The following is a 14,799-nucleotide window of genomic DNA, read 5'->3' on the forward strand; positions in this document are numbered from 1 at the left end:
GGTTGCCTTCGTCGGGTTGGCCGTCAGCGGTGGTCGGCGACGTACCGCTGCGGGTCCTTGTCGGCGAAGCGCAGGTTGCGGCCGGACCTGTGCTCGCCGTAGAAGGTCAGCCAGCGGGCGCCCAGCTCGGCCCGCAGCTCGACGGAGGCGTGGCGGCGGAAGTCCGGCAGCGCCTCGTCCTCCTCCTCGGCGAGGTGTTCGCTGTTCTCCCGGCGGGCCTGCCGCACCGCCGCCCACCACTCGTCGGAGCCGACCGGATGCCGCTTCGACTCGGCGATCGCGTCGCGGATCTTGTTGTGGTCACCGATCGCGTCCGCGGTCTCGTCCTCGCCGTCGTCGCCGTGCCGGACCAGGTGCGGGTAGAGGATCGCCTCCTCCGCCTCGGCGTGGACGTCCAGGTGCAGGGCGAGCGCATCCCAGACCGCGAGCAGTTCCGCGTCGTCGCGGGCGTCGTCCAGGCGGGCGAACCCGCGCCGGAAGGCGGCGTGGTCGTCCAGGATCAGCGCGGTGATGTCGTCCATGATCGGTTCACTTCCCCCATGTCGGGCGGCAGGTGGCGCTGCCCGAAGGTACCCCGGCCGACCGGCCGGCATGCCCGTCTTGCCGGGCCGACCTCGGAGCCGACCCGCCCCGGGCTGCCCGGCACCCGGCCGGCGGCGTCCCCGGCCGCACTAGGGTCGAGATCATGACCTACCTCGCCGCGGACGACCGCTACGACCAGATGACCTACCGCCGCAGCGGGCGCAGCGGCCTGCGACTGCCCGCCCTCTCGCTCGGGCTGTGGCACAACTTCGGGCCGGACCGGCCGTTCGACCGGCAGCGGGACACCGTCCGCCGGGCGTTCGACCTCGGCATCACCCACTTCGACCTGGCCAACAACTACGGCCCGCCGCCCGGCGCGGCGGAGGAGGCGTTCGGCCGGCTGCTCGCCACCGACCTGAAGCCGTACCGGGACGAGTTGGTCGTGTCCAGCAAGGCCGGCTACCTGATGTGGCCCGGCCCGTACGGCGAGTGGGGTTCCCGCAAGTACCTGATCTCCTCGCTGGACCAGTCACTGCGCCGGATGGGGCTGGACCACGTCGACATCTTCTACTCCCACCGCTTCGACCCGGACACCCCGCTGGAGGAGACCATGGGGGCGCTGGACGCCATCGTCCGGTCCGGCCGGGCGCTCTACGTCGGCGTCTCCAACTACGACTCGGAGCAGACCCGGCGGGCCGCCGCGATCCTGCGTGACCTGGGCACCCCTCTGCTGATCAACCAGCCGTCGTACTCGATGGTGAACCGGTGGACCGAGGACGACGGGCTACTCGACACGCTGGCCGAGGTCGGCGCGGGCTGCATCGCGTACAGCCCGCTGGCCCAGGGGCTGCTCACCGACCGTTACCTCGACGGCATCCCGGCCGACTCCCGGGTCCGCACCAGCGTCTTCCTCGACGAGAGCGACGTGACCGACGAGAAGCTGACCACCGTCCGGGGCCTCGCCGGGATCGCCGAGCGGCGGGGACAGACGCTGGCCCAGCTCGCCCTGGCCTGGGCGCTGCGCGACCTCCGGATGACCAGCCTGATCATCGGGGCGAGCAGCGTGGCCCAGTTGGAGGGCAACGTCGCCGCCCTGGGCCACCTCGACCTCACCCCCGACGACCTCACCGAGATCGACCGCCTCCTCCCCTGACCCGGGCCCGCCCCACGCCGGGCCGGCCGGGTCCGGGCCGGGCCGGCGGGTCAGGGCTGTTGGGTCGGAGTTGCGGTATCCGGGCCGGGTGATACCGCTGCCGGGCCGACGTTGTGCCGATCATGCGGGCGGGTTGATCTTGCAGGGGCGGGGCGGCCCGGCGGGGGTCACCAGACGCGGCGGCGGCCGGCCCGGTGGTTACGGACGCCGCAGGGGCGACCGGGCGGGACGGGTGCCGGGCGGCGCAGCCGGGTCGCCACCAGCGCCACCAGCAGCACGGTCACCACCACCGCCGCACCCACCACCAGTCGGAGGTTGCCGCCGCCGACCTGGGTCACCGACGCCACCGGTACGCCCGCCTCCCCGGCGGAGCCGTCGTCGCCGGCCGGAGTCGCCCCGGCGGAGGCGACCTGGTCCGGGCCGGCGTCGGTCGTCGTGCCGTCGGTCGGGGCGGCGGCCGGGGCGGAGTCGACCGGGGTGGCCGCCAACACGCCGCCGGCGGGGCGGAACAGCACGTCGGAGCAGGAGTAGTAGGTGTCCGGGGTGTCGGAGTTCTGCCACACCGTGTAGATCAGGTGCCGCCCGGTCAACCCGGCGGGCAGCCGCCCCGGGATCTGGTACGACCCGTCCCGCAGCGGCGGGTCGGTCACCGACAGGAACGGGATCGTGTCGAGATCCGCCCAGCGCAGCGGGGTCCGCGGGTCGTACCCGGAGCGGGTGGTGTAGAGCCGGAAGGTGCCCTTGTGCGGGATGGTGCCCCGGTAGCGGAACGTGTACCTCGCCCCGGCGGTCAGCTCGGTCGCCGGCCAGTCCGCCCGCGCCAGGTCCAGCCCCCGGTAGGCCGACAGCCCGCCGCTGCACAACTCGCCGTCCGGGATGCGCTGCCGGTCGCGGCCGTTGACGCCGTACACCCGGATGTTGTCCCATTCGCGCACCGCCGCGCCGGCCGACACCGCCGCCAGGCAGGCGGGCGTCGAGACGTGCGGCCCCTCCGGGCCACAGGCCGCCGAGCGGCTCAACGGGCTGGTCGGTGCGCCGTGCGCGGCGGCAGGGGCCGCATCGAGCAGCACGGTCACCGCCACGACCGCGAGGGCGGCGAGCGTTGCGCGTACGGTCATCTGGTCGACCTCCCGCCCTTGGTACGGACGCGGGCGGGCAAAGGTTCGACGGTACGGCGTGCGGGCCGGCGGCGGAGGGGCGGTTGCCTCTACAGTGACCGCACTTCCCGCATCTAGGAGCGTGCGTGTCCGAGCCGGAACCGACGTCAGACTCCCCCGGGGGCAGCCCGCCGCCGCCCGGACCCCCGCCCGTCGGCGGGATGCCGTACCTGTTGACGGTGCCCGCCCAGGACGGGCTGCCACCGGCGATCAGATGGCCCGGCCGGGCGGGCGAGCCCGGCTGGGCCATCCCGGTCCAGGTCCCCGACGGCACCCTCGGGTACGCGCTCTTCCTGCCCCTGGTGCCCGCGACCGCCGACACCCTGCCCGGCGTCGCCGGACCGGCCGCGGCGGTCCTCCCGGCCGGCGACGGCCCGGCCGGCGCCCCGCCACCGGTGACCTCGACCGGTGCGGTGGCAGCGGCCCCCGCGACGGCCGGGGCCACGGAGGGCGGCGCCGCACCGGCCGGCGTCGTGAAGCCCGGCTCGACGAAGGCCGCCCCGACGACGACCGAACCGGCACCGACCGAACCGGCACCGACCGGCCAGGCGGCGGCCGAGGTGGCACCGGCCGGCCAGGCGGCCGTCGACGCGGTGACGGCCGGTCGGCCCGGCCGGCCGGTGAGCGTGCCGGCGCCGCGCACCGCGGCGGGCTCGGCGGACGACGCCCCGACCCTGGCCGGCCAACCCGCCCCGGCGACGCCCGGCCCACAGCCCGGCCCGGGTCGGCCCGTACCCCCCGGCCAGCAACCGCCCCCCGGGTCCGGCGCGCCCGTCCCCGGCCGGCCGGTTCCCGCCGGGTTCGGTACCGGCGGCCGACCGGCACAGTGGGGTGGGGTGCCCGGGACCTGGACACCGACCCCGCCTCCGCCGTCGTTCCTGAGCACCCGGTGGCCCGGCCCCCGACCCGCCACCGGCTGGGCGGTGCCGGCGGCGGTGCTGGCCGGGGCGCTGGGCGTGGCGTTCTTCGTCCCGCTGACCCGCACCGGCATCGGCTGGTTCCTCGGCTGGCTGGTCCTCACCGTCGGGGTGGTCGCCGCCGTCCGGCGCAACGCCGACGCGCTGACCCGCACCGACAGGCTGATCCGGGGCGGCTGGGCGGCGGCGGCGCTGGCGCTGCTGGCCGTGCTGGCGTTCCGTAACGCCTGGTGGCTGGTGACCTTCTGCGTCCTCGGCGCGCTGGGCTGCGCGGCCCTGGCCATCGTGGGTGGAAGACAGGTCCGTTCCATCCTGTTCAGCCTGGTCGCGGCCCCGTTCGCGGCGCTGCGCGGACTGTCCTGGGTACGCCGGCACGTGACGGCCACCGGCGGCGGCCGGTTGGTGCCCCGGGTCGTCGGCTCGGTCGCCGCCACCGCCGTGGTGCTGCTCGTCTTCGGGCTGCTGCTGTCCTCCGCCGACGCCGCGTTCGACCAGGTGCTCAGTGCGGTGGTGCCCGAGGTCAACGTCGACACCGTGGTCCGCTGGCTGTTCCTGGCCGCCGTCGGCGGGTCGATCGCGGTCGCCGCCACGTACACGCTGGCCGCGCCACCGGACCTGTCGACCGTCGACCGGGAGGGCCGGCGGCGGTTGGGCATCCTGGAGTGGGCCCCCGCCAGCGCCGCCCTGACGCTGCTCTTCGTCGGGTTCGTCGCGGTGCAGTTCACCGTGCTCTTCGGCGGTCAGCGGCACGTCCTGCGTACCGCCGGGCTGAGCTACGCCGAGTACGCGCGCAGCGGGTTCTGGCAGCTCACCGTGGTGACCCTGCTGACCGTGGCCGTGCTGGGCGGGGTGAGCCGCTGGGCACGCCGCGAGACCCGGGCCGAACGGGTCCTGCTGCGGGCCCTGCTCGGGCTGCTCAGCGCGCTCAGCGTGGTGATCGTGGTGTCGGCGCTGTCCCGGATGTACACCTACCAGAAGGTCTACAGCTTCACCGGGGAACGGATCTTCGTGATGGCGTTCGAGCTGCTGCTCGGCGCAGTCTTCCTGATGATCCTGGCGGCGGGCGTACGGTGGCGGGGCCGCTGGATTCCCGGTGCCACCGTCGGGCTGGCCGTGGTGATGCTGCTCAGCCTGGCCGTGCTCAACCCGGAGGACTACGCGGCCCGTCGCAACATCGCCAGGTACGAGCAGTCCGGCAAGATCGACGCCTGGTACCTGCGGGCGCTCTCTGCCGACGCCACCCCCGCCCTGGCCAACCTGCCGGACCGGGTCCGCCGCTGCACGCTGAGCTGGATCGACGACGACCTCGCCGAGCCCGACCCGTGGTACGCCTGGAACCTGGGCCGCACCCGGGCCCGCGCGGAGCTGAAGCGGCTGGGCCCCCGCGCGGTCGGCGGGCAGAAGGACTGCAAGGCCGCCGACCAGTTCGACCTGCCGAAGACCCGACGCACCCCGCGCTGACCTTCCCGTACGGCCCGGCTCCGGTCGTCCGACCGGGGCCGGGCCGCGCGGGCGGCGGACGGACCCGGGCGCGGCGACGACGGGTCGACCGGCGGTACGGTCAGCGGCCGGTGCCCGCCGCGCGGATCGGCTGGGCCCGCCACCCGGCCTCGTCCCGGGGCGGGTGCGGCGGGCGGGCACACAGGACGTACGAGTCGGGGGCCATCGCGCCGTGCCGGCCACCGAGCGTGGCCATCACCGCCGCGTGCAGTTCCCGGGGGCCGACGCGCGGGTCCGCCGGGGCGGCGTAGCCGACGAGCGACCGGCTGCCGCCGGGCCCGCCCCGCAGGACGATCCGGGCGGTCGGGTCGCCGGCCGCGGCCCGGAGCACCTGTTCGCTGGCGGTGATGTCGATCCAGGCGGCGTCGATCTCCACCCACTCCGGGCCGCGTACCACCCGGTCGAGTTCGACGAGATCGCCCAGCCGGGCCAGGTCGATGTCCCGGTCGGCGGCGGTCAGCAGGATGCGTTCCATCGACCACAGCAGCGCCGCGGCCTCGTCGGTGGTCACGTGCCGCACGTCGTGGGTGAGACCGACCACGACGGTGGGCCGGGTGTGCAGGATGGTGAGCCGGACCGGGTCGGTGGTCGTCGCGTCCAGGCCGCTCTCCACCTCCGTCCCGTGCACCGGCACCCCCGCCCGTCCGTCGAAGACGCCGCCCCGGGTGCTGCTCATGTCGTTGATCACCAGGTCCCGGTGCCGCTGGCAGCCCCGCTGGGAGCCGATCGACTGGACCGACTCCTCCACGGCGGTCGCGTCGAAGTAGGCGTACTGGTAGGCGTTGAAGATGGCCAGGTGGGTCCGGCGCAGGGTCTCGTGGAACGACGGGGCGGGGCTGAACGGGACCAGCGCACTCTGCGCGATGCTGCCGACGAAGTTCTGCATCCGGGGTAGCGCGCGGTTGCTGTAGAGAGCCTCCAGCGCGGCCAGTTCGGTGCCCGTCCACCAGGACAGCAGGGTCGCCGTGGTGGTGACGAGGACGCTGGCCGGGGTGACCCTGGTCCGCCTGGCGACCGCGTCGATCGCCTCGGCGACCGGACCGGACCGCAGGGTCGCGAGGCGGAACTCCGGCGGCCCCTCCCGACGGGCCGGCACTGAGAGCAGGCAGGGCGGGATGGTGTGCAGTTGCTGCCGCCAGTAGGCGAGGGTCCTCGCCATCCGACGCCGCGCCTGCGGGGTCCGCTCGTACTCGGCCTGGTCGGCGGGCTGCCAGACCGGGGGGCCCACCGTGCGGTCGGCGGGGGACGCGACGAGCCCGACGAGTTCGTCAAGCACGAGGTTGGCGGTCACCAGGTCCGCGACGGCGTGGGAGAACTCGAAGACGGCCCGGACGGGAACCCCCGCGTCCGTGGTGACCGCCATCCGGACGGGGAACTCGGCACCGTGGTCGAACGGGCGGGGCGGATCGCTGATCCAGGTCCGGTCGTACGCCCCCGACCCGAGTTCGAGCAGCAGCAGGTCGACGTGCCCGTCCCGGGTCACCACCTGGGCCCGTTCCACGCCGGGGCCCACCTCGTACACCGTGCGCAGTCCCTCGTGGCGGGAGACCAGGACGCCGACCGCCGCGCGGACGTCGTCGACGGTACGCCCGGCGGGCAGGTCCGCGTACCCGACGAACACCGCGCCGCTGCCCTCGTGCGGCAACCAGTCGAAGACGTTGCTCTGACCGTGGGGCATCGGCCACCGGCCCGAGCGGAGCCCGGCGAAGGGCACCCGCACCGTCCGTACGGCGGTCGACGTCTCGGCTGTGGTCATCTGGCTACCCCCGGGTCGGGACGGGTCGGGCGGACACGGGACCGGTCACTCCCGGCGACCGGGTGCCACACCGCCGGGCACCGCGTCCCGGTCGGCTGCCGGTCCACCGGCGGGTGCCGCGTCCCGGTCGGAAGCAGCGTCCCGGTCGGGTGTCGGGTCGGCGTCGGTGGCGACGGGGTCCGGGGCCGGTTTCGGGTGGGTCAGCAGGCGCAGCCCGGCCAGCAGGATCACCAGCGACAGGACGGCGAGCAGGAGCCGGTGGTCGACGACGACGATGAGGGCGGCGGCGACCCCGATGGCCGCCGTCTGCGGGATCGTCACCAGCATTCCCGCCGTGGTGAAGGCCCGCCCCAGCAGCCGCGACGGGGTGTGCCGCTGCAACAGGGTGTTCCAGCCGATCGAGAACCAGGTGACCGCGAGCCCGATGCCCACCGCCCCGCCCAGCACCACCGCTGTCGCGCCGACGGCCAGGGCGGCGCAGCCCACCCCCAGGCCGATCAGGGCGCCGCCGATGGCCCTCGCCTCGCCGACGCGGCGCAGCAGCCACGCGCCGGTGAAGCCGGCCACGATGGAACCGACCCCCTGGACGCTGACGATCACCCCGAAGAACGCCGCCGGCCGGTGCAACCCGTCCTCGACCACCACGAAGATGATCGGCTCCAGGAAACCCACCGCCCCGAACGCGACGGCGCTGACCACGGTGACCTGGGACAACAGCGGAACCGACCGGATGTGACGCAGGCCGGCGAGCAGTTCGGTGCCGAACCGTTCCCCGCTGCGTTCCGGTGGCGACTCGACGACCCGCACCGTGGCCAGCGCGGTGATGGCGACGAGGAAGGTCAGCGCGTCGATCAGCGCCAGCAGGTGACCGCCGAACGCGGCGTAGATGCCGGAACCGACGAGCGGCGCGAGAATCCGGGTGAACCCGAACAGGGTGCCGAACGCCGCGTTGGCCGACCCCAGGTCACTGTCGGGCAGCAGGTCCTTGAGCAGGGCGTTGCGTCCCGCCATGAGCACCGTGGCGACACAGCCGTGCACGATGGCGACGCCGTAGATGATCCAGGTGTGTTCGGCGGTCCGTACCAGCAGCAGCGCCAGCACCGCTAGTCCGGCGATCGCGTTGGTCGCCATCAGCAGCGGCTTGCGGCGTACCCGGTCGATCTGCCGTCCGGCCAGCGGGGCGAACAGCACCGGCAGGCCCATCGCCAGGAACACGGCACCGGCGGCCGAGTTGCTCCCGGTGAGGTCCTTGACCCAGATGCCGAGGGCCAGCAGCAGCGCGGTGTCCCCGAAGCCCGACAGGGCGTCGCCGACGTACAGCCGGCGGAACCGGGCGTCCCTGAACGCGGTCACTCAACTCAGCGCCTCTCGGTGGTTGGTGGCACGGCCGACGGGTTCCAGCCGGACCTGCAGGTGGCGGTAGCCGTGGACCAGGTTGGAGCGCAGCGGCACCGGTTCTCCGACCACGGACACCGAGTCGACGAACTCGGCCAGCGCGAGCAGCAGCGCCCGCAGTTCCAGCCGGGCCAGCGCCGCCCCGAGGCAGTGGTGCGGGCCGTAGCCGAACCCGAGGTGGTTGGCCGGGCGGCCGGGACGGAACTCGTCGGCCGCCGCGAAGTGCCGGGGGTCGCGGTTGGCCGCCGGCAGCCAGGCCACCACCGCCTCGCCGCTGGCCACCCGCTGACCGGGCAGCTCGACGTCCTCGGTGGCGACCCGCAGCACGTGCATCGCGGGTGAGGTCCACCGGATGACCTCCTCGACGAGCGGCCCGACGAGGTCCGGGTCGGTGCGCAGCCGGTCCAGGGTGCCGGCGGCGGTGGCCAGCGCGTGGAAGCAGCCGGCGATCGCGTGCCGGGTCGTCTCGTTGCCGCCGACCAGGACGTTGTCGCAGTTGAGCAGGACCTCGCGCAGGTCGAACCGGGGGTCACCGGCCAGCGCGCTGATCAGGTCGTCACCCGGGCTGCGCCGCCGCTCGGCCACCAGGTCGGCGAGGTAGAGGATCATCTCCGAGTGCGCCGCGTCCGGGGGCATCCGGTCGAAGGAACTGTCCGCGCCGCCGAAGGCGTGGCTGGTCAGCTCGATCAGCATGTCCCGGTCGGTCGCCGGCACGCCGAGCAGGCGGCAGACCACGCTCGCCGGGATCACCGGACCGAGGGAGGCGGCGACGTCGAGGCCGCCGGCCGCCACGGCGTCCGCGACGAGCTGGCGGACCTCCTGCCGGACGGTGTCCTCCAGCGACTCGGCCATCGCCCTGGACAGGAACGGCATGATGACGCTGCGCAACCGGGTGTGCCGGGGGCCGTCCGCGACCACCAGCATCCCGCCGCCCGCCTTGTCGGGGTGGTCGCGGTCGAAGCCGATCATCATGCCGTACTCGGAGGTGAACGCGGCCTTCGGCGCCAGCACCGCGCGGCACCCGGCCAGCGAGAAGACCGACCAGAAGCCGCCAGGTGAGGTGCCGGCGTCGCTCCACAGCACGGCGTCGTCGGCGGCGTACCGACGCCACCGGGCGAACCGGCCGGGGTCGAGGTACAGGTCAGGGTCACCCAGGTCCATCGCCGTTCCCCCTCTGCTCGGTCCGCACCAGGTCGGCGATCTCCCGGGCCAGGTCGGCGAAGGACGGCCGGCGGAACACGGTGACGATCCGCAGGTCGACACCGAACCGCCGGTGCACCGCGCCGACCAGGTGCAGGGCCTTGATCGAGGTGCCGCCGAGCGCGAAGAACTGGCTGTCCGCGCCGAACTCGGTCACCCCCAGCAGGTCCCGCCAGATGTCGGCGAGCCCGGCGGCGACCTGGTCGCCCGACGGGGAGGCGGCGTCGGGGACGGGCGGTTCCGGGTCCGGGTCGCGGCCGAGCGCCGCCAGCAGCGCCGCCCGGTCCACCTTGCCGTTGGGGGTCACCGGCAGGGCGGGCAGCCGGTGGCACCGCGCCGGCACCATGTAGGCGGGCAGGTTGGCCCGCAGGAACTCCCGCACCTCGGACGGCTCGGCCGGGCCCGTGGACACGGCGACCAGTTCCACGGGTTCGGCGTCGGTGACCGCCACCACCGCGTGGTCACCCACCTGCGGGCAGTCGCCGAGGACCCGTTCCACCTCGCCCGGCTCCACCCGGAACCCACTGATCTTGACCTGGTCGTCGCGGCGGCCCAGGAACACCACGTCCCCGTCGGGCCGCAGCCGCACCAGGTCGCCGGTGCGGTAGAGCCGCTGGCCGGGCGCGTCGGCGAACGGGTCCGCGACGAACGCCGCACAGGTACGCCCCGGATCGCCCACGTAACCGTCGGCCAGCCCCTGCCCACCGACGTACAGCTCACCGGTACCGCCGGGGGCGACCGGGGCCAGCCGGTCGTCGAGCACCCGCAGGTAGCCGCCGTCGATCGGGCCGCCGATCGGGATGACGCCCCGGTCCAGGTCGGCGGGGACGACCTCGTGCGCGGCGGAGAAGGTGGTGTTCTCCGTCGGCCCGTACGCGTTGACCAGGTGCTCCGGCGCACCGGCGGCCAGCATCCGGCGGATCTGCGCCAGCGCGTACTGGTCGCCGCCGACGAGCAGCACCCGGAGCCGGGCGAAGGCGTCGGGCACGTGCGTGACGATCGCGTTGAGCAGCGCGTTCGTGGTGAACATGACGCTCACCCCGGTCTCGGCGAGGAACCGCCCCAGCCGGTACGGCGACAGGGCGACCTCGCGGGGCACCACCACCAGCGTCGCGCCCGCGCACAGCGCGCCCCAGATCTCCAGGGTGGCCGCGTCGAAGGCGGTGTTCGACAGGTGCGCGACGACGTCGTCCGGCCCCAGCCGCAGGAAGTTGGAGTGCGGCACCAGGCGCAGGATCGCCTCGTGCGGCACCACCACCCCCTTCGGCGCACCGGTGGACCCGGAGGTGTACATGACGTACGCGGGGTGCCGCACCGTCACCGGGACGTGCGCCGACCCGACCGGTCCGGCGGCACCGGCCGCCCCCGCCGCAGCACCGGCCGGCACCCCGGGCAGCTCGATCGTCGGCACCCCGGGCGGCACGTGGTCCTCGCGGCCCCGCTCGCACAGCGCCAGCCGTACCCCGCTGTCCCGCCCGATCGCCCGGCTGCGGGCCGGCGGCTGGGCCACGTCGACGGGCACGTACGCCGCCCCGGCACGCAGCACGGCCAGGAACGCGGTCACCGCGTCCGCGCCCCGAGCGGCGGCGACCGCCACCCGGTCCCCCGGTCGTACGCCCGCCGCGACGAGCCGCCCCGCGAGTACGGCGGCGGCGGTGTCCAGCGCGCCGTAGCTGAGCTCCCGGTCGCCGTGCCGGACCGCGACCGCCTCCGGGTGGGCCCGCGCCCGCAGCGCCACCACCTCGTGCACCGGCAGCTCGGCGGGCTGACGGACGTACCCGTGGACGACCTCCCGGGCCGTCGACGGGTCCGACGCCACCGCGTCCACCACCGGGGCGTCCGGGGTCGCGCTGAGCCGGGCAAGGTCCGCCAGCAGGGTGGCGTGCAGTTCCCGGGCCCGGTCCGGAGTGAACAGGTCGGCGGCGACCTCCAGGGCGGACGTCGCCGACGTCGTCCCGGTGGTGACGGTCCACAGCAGCTCGAACTTGGCGGTGCCGGTGGACAGCACCTCCCGCACGGCCGGTGCGCCGGCCGGCGCCCAGCGCCACCCGCGGTCGTCGACGTGCGAGATGCCGACCTGGGTCAGCGGGTGCCCGTCCGGCCCGGCGGCGTCGGCCAGCTCCGCCACCAGCTCCTGCAACGGCGTCCACTGGTACGCAAGCGCCGCACTGACCTGCGCACGGACCTGGGCGACGAGGTCCCGGAAGGTGGTGTCGGCGTCGATCCGGGCCCGGACCGGCAGGACGTTGACGAACATGCCGACGGTGTCCTCGTCGTCCACCGTCCGCCCGCCGAAGGGTGCGCCGACCACCACGTCGGACGCGTGGGTCGTGCCCTCGGGCGCGGCGACCCGGCTGAGGAAGGCCGTGTAGGCGGCGAGCAGCACCATGAACTCCGACGCCGCGCAGTCCCGCGCCAGGTCGGTCAGCCGGGTGCCGAGCGCCGGGTCGAGCGGCGCGGTCACCACCGCACCCGCCGGGCCCACCACCTCGGGTCGGGGCCGGTCCGCCGGCAGCGCCAGCCGGCCGCCCAGCCCGGCGAGCTGATCCCGCCAGTGGGCCAGTGACTCCGCCGCGTCGGGCCGGTTGGCCAGGCCCCGACGGCGTACCGGTGGCAGCTCCCGGGCGAGGCCGACCCGGGCGCCGTACGCCTGCTGGAGCTGACTGTCGAGCAGGTCCAGCGAGTGCTGGTCGGCGATCAGGTGGTGCAGGGTGAGCAGCAGCACCGCGCGGTCGCCGGGCTCGGTGACCAGGCAGGCACGGGCCAGCGGCGGCACGTCGGTGGGGACCGGGCGGCGGGCCTGTGCGTCGAGGTGCCGCCGGGACTCGGCGGCGGCCCGGTCCGGTTCCTCGCCGGACAGGTCGACGACAGTCCACGGCAGGGTGGCGGCCGTCCGGACCAGTTTCCGCCCGTCCGCCGGGAAGCAGGTCCGCAGCGCATCGTGCCGGTCCACCAGCTCCTGGAGCGCGGCACGCAGCGCCTCGGCGTCGACCGCACCGGCGAACTCGTACCGCACCGGGACGCAGTACAGCGGCGAGTCCGGGTGCAGCCGGTCGAGGAACAGCAGCCGCTCCTCGGTCGGCGAGATCGGCACCCGGCGGGCCGGCGGCGCGAGCCGGGCCAGGTGCGCCACCAGGTCGACCGGCCGTCGGTAGCGGAACAGCAGGTCCATCTCGACCGGTACGCCGATCCGCCGGCGCAGTTCGAGCGCCACCTCCACGGCCTGTAGGGACTGCCCGCCGAGGTCGAAGAAGTCGGCGTCGGGGGCGATCTCCGCCCGCCGGAGCACCTGACCGAAGGCGGCCCGGACGATCTCCTCGTACGGCGGGGTGTCGACCGCCGCCGGCTCGTGGTCGACGCTCACGCGGGCCCCCCGGCGGTGCGGCGGACCAGGTGGCCGTCGAGGACGAGGGCGTCCAGGGTGGACCGGGCGAAGGTGGCGACCGCCTCGGCCGGGGTCCGGACGATGGGCTGACCCCGCAGGTTGAACGACGTGTTGACCAGCACCGGCAGCCCGGTCCGCCGGCCCATCTCGCGCAGCAGCCCCCAGAACAGCGGCGCGTCCTCGCGTCGTACCACCTGCACCCGGGCCGACCCGTCGACGTGCGTGACGGCGGGCAACCGGTCCCGGTAGGGCTCCCGGACGCCGGTGACCATCAGCATGTGCCGGAACGCCGCCTCCGTGCCCGGCGGGATGTCGAAGTACCGGGCGGCGTCCTCCACCGGCACCGCTGGGGCGAACGGGCGGAACTCCTCACGCTGCTTGACCACGGTGTTGAGGTGTTCGCGCATGGTGGGCGAGCGCGGGTCGGCGAGGATGCTGCGGTTGCCCAGGGCACGCGGGCCGAACTCCATCCGGCCCTGGCACACCGCCACGGTGGCCCCGCCCTCGATCAACGCGACGGTCTCGCGGACCAGGTCAGCCTCGGCGTGCCGGCGGACCTCGAAACCCGGACCGAGGTCCCGCAGCGCCGCCGCCACGTCGTCGGCGGTGCACCCGTCCCCCCAGTACGGCATCCGCATCCCGGTCGGCGTCGCCGGCCGCGCCTCGCGCAGCGCGGCCAGGGCCGCCCCCAGCGCGGTGCCGTCGTCCCCGGAGGCCGGCTGGACGAACACCTCGTCGAAGAGGCCGCTGCGCAGGATCACCCCGTTCGCCGAGCAGTTCAGCGCGACCCCGCCGGCCAGGCAGAGCCGGCGCAGCCCGGTGCGGCGGCGGTACTCGGTCAGCACGTGCAGCAGGGTGCGTTCCAGCGCGTCCTGCAGGGCGGCGGCCACGTCCATGTGGTGCTGCCCCAGCTCCGCGTCGGGCTCGCGGGCCGGGCCGAGCTTCTCCTCCAGCCGGCGCAGCACCCCCTGGTGCGTCTCGCGTTCCAGCGGGGACTTGTTGGCCGACAGCAGCGGTACGGCGTACCCGCCGTCGGGGTCGAGCCGGACGAACTCGTCGAGGGTGGCCCGGTAGCGCTGCCGGTCGCCGTACGGGGCCAGGCCCATCACCTTGTACTCGTCCATCCCGGGCTGGAAGCCGAGATAGTGGGTGAAGACGCTGTAGAGGATGCCCAGCGAACTCATGATCGGGTAGCTGCCGAGCGGGTCGAGCACCGCGCCCCGCCCCGCGAACACCGTCAGCGACTCCTGCTCGCCCATGCCGTCGGCCACCACCACCAGCGCCTCGTCGAAACCGCTGAGGTAGTAGCTGCTGGCGGCGTGGGCGACGTGGTGCCCGACGTGCACGAACCGGGGTTCGGCGACGGCCGGCGGGTAGTGGGCGGCGAAGACCTCCCGCTGGACGCGCTGCGCGTACACCTCCTCGTACCAGCGGGTGGAGAGGTGGTCGAGCTGCCAGACCGGGGACGGTTCGTAGCGGAAGCCGTGCGCGACGACCGCGACGTCACGCATCGTCGCCCCGGCCGCCCGCAGGCAGGCGTCGATCGCGTCCCGGGGGAAGCGGCCGGTGCCCTTGTCGCCGTCGTAGCGTTCCTGGGCGGCGGCGGCGATCACCCCGGTCTCGTCGACCAGCGCCGCCGCCGAGTCGAGGCCCTGGACGATCCGTTGTTCCCGCCGCCACCCGTCGCCGAGTATCGCGCGCTTGAGCGCCGTGCCGCGGTCGAGGCCGCTGAATCCCAGCGTCAGCATTGTCGTCAACCTTCGTTCGCAGGGGTGGTCGGCCGACTGACGGCCGCTGGTCGGTAGGAGGGCGGC

General features: G+C 74.7%; 9 protein-coding genes. 2 read left to right on the top strand and 7 right to left on the bottom strand.

Translation table 11 applies throughout. From position 1 onward, the window contains the following. Positions 1-23: 23 nt before the first annotated feature. On the bottom strand, positions 24-521 hold the full coding sequence (locus tag B5D80_RS01235; protein WP_088641849.1) for a hemerythrin domain-containing protein: 498 nt from the start codon (positions 519-521) through the stop codon (positions 24-26). Positions 522-685: 164 nt separating this feature from the next. Here B5D80_RS01235 and mgrA point away from each other — a divergent pair, with 164 nt between their 5' ends. Next, a complete protein-coding gene (mgrA, locus tag B5D80_RS01240) occupies positions 686-1,675 on the top strand; it encodes an L-glyceraldehyde 3-phosphate reductase (protein WP_088641850.1) in 990 nt (329 codons plus the stop codon). A gap of 167 nt (positions 1,676-1,842) precedes the next feature. Here the strand turns inward: mgrA and B5D80_RS01245 are convergent, their stop codons facing one another. After that, positions 1,843-2,793 (bottom strand): lytic polysaccharide monooxygenase auxiliary activity family 9 protein, encoded by a 951-nt coding sequence (locus tag B5D80_RS01245; protein WP_088641851.1) that lies wholly within the window; start codon positions 2,791-2,793, stop codon positions 1,843-1,845. Between the two features lie 125 nt (positions 2,794-2,918). Between B5D80_RS01245 and B5D80_RS01250 the strand changes: the two genes are divergently transcribed. Then, positions 2,919-5,210 (top strand): DUF4153 domain-containing protein, encoded by a 2,292-nt coding sequence (locus tag B5D80_RS01250; RefSeq protein ID WP_245854142.1) that lies wholly within the window; start codon positions 2,919-2,921, stop codon positions 5,208-5,210. Positions 5,211-5,310: 100 nt separating this feature from the next. Here B5D80_RS01250 and B5D80_RS01255 read toward each other — a convergent pair whose 3' ends face one another. Genes B5D80_RS01255 through B5D80_RS01275 form a run of 5 tightly spaced genes read right to left on the bottom strand, consistent with a single transcriptional unit; the run spans position 5,311 to position 14,733 of the window. Beyond that, a complete protein-coding gene (locus B5D80_RS01255) occupies positions 5,311-7,005 on the bottom strand; it encodes a condensation domain-containing protein (RefSeq protein WP_088641853.1) in 1,695 nt (564 codons plus the stop codon). 45 nt (positions 7,006-7,050) lie between these two features. Further along, positions 7,051-8,358, bottom strand: a complete 1,308-nt coding sequence (locus B5D80_RS01260; protein WP_088641854.1) for an MFS transporter — start codon at positions 8,356-8,358, stop codon at positions 7,051-7,053. Next, positions 8,359-9,561, bottom strand: coding sequence for a cytochrome P450 (locus B5D80_RS01265; RefSeq protein WP_088641855.1), 1,203 nt, complete (start codon positions 9,559-9,561; stop codon positions 8,359-8,361). It lies immediately after the preceding gene. Continuing rightward, a complete protein-coding gene (locus B5D80_RS01270) occupies positions 9,548-12,964 on the bottom strand; it encodes a non-ribosomal peptide synthetase (protein ID WP_088641856.1) in 3,417 nt (1,138 codons plus the stop codon). The genes B5D80_RS01265 and B5D80_RS01270 overlap by 14 nt, the downstream gene beginning before the upstream one ends. Continuing rightward, positions 12,961-14,733, bottom strand: a complete 1,773-nt coding sequence (locus B5D80_RS01275; protein ID WP_088641857.1) for a carbamoyltransferase family protein — start codon at positions 14,731-14,733, stop codon at positions 12,961-12,963. The genes B5D80_RS01270 and B5D80_RS01275 overlap by 4 nt, the downstream gene beginning before the upstream one ends. Between the last annotated feature and the right edge of the window lie 66 nt (positions 14,734-14,799).

The sequence above is a fragment of the Micromonospora wenchangensis genome (genome assembly GCF_002210435.1).
In the GTDB taxonomy this organism is placed as follows: Bacteria; Actinomycetota; Actinomycetes; order Mycobacteriales; family Micromonosporaceae; genus Micromonospora; species Micromonospora wenchangensis.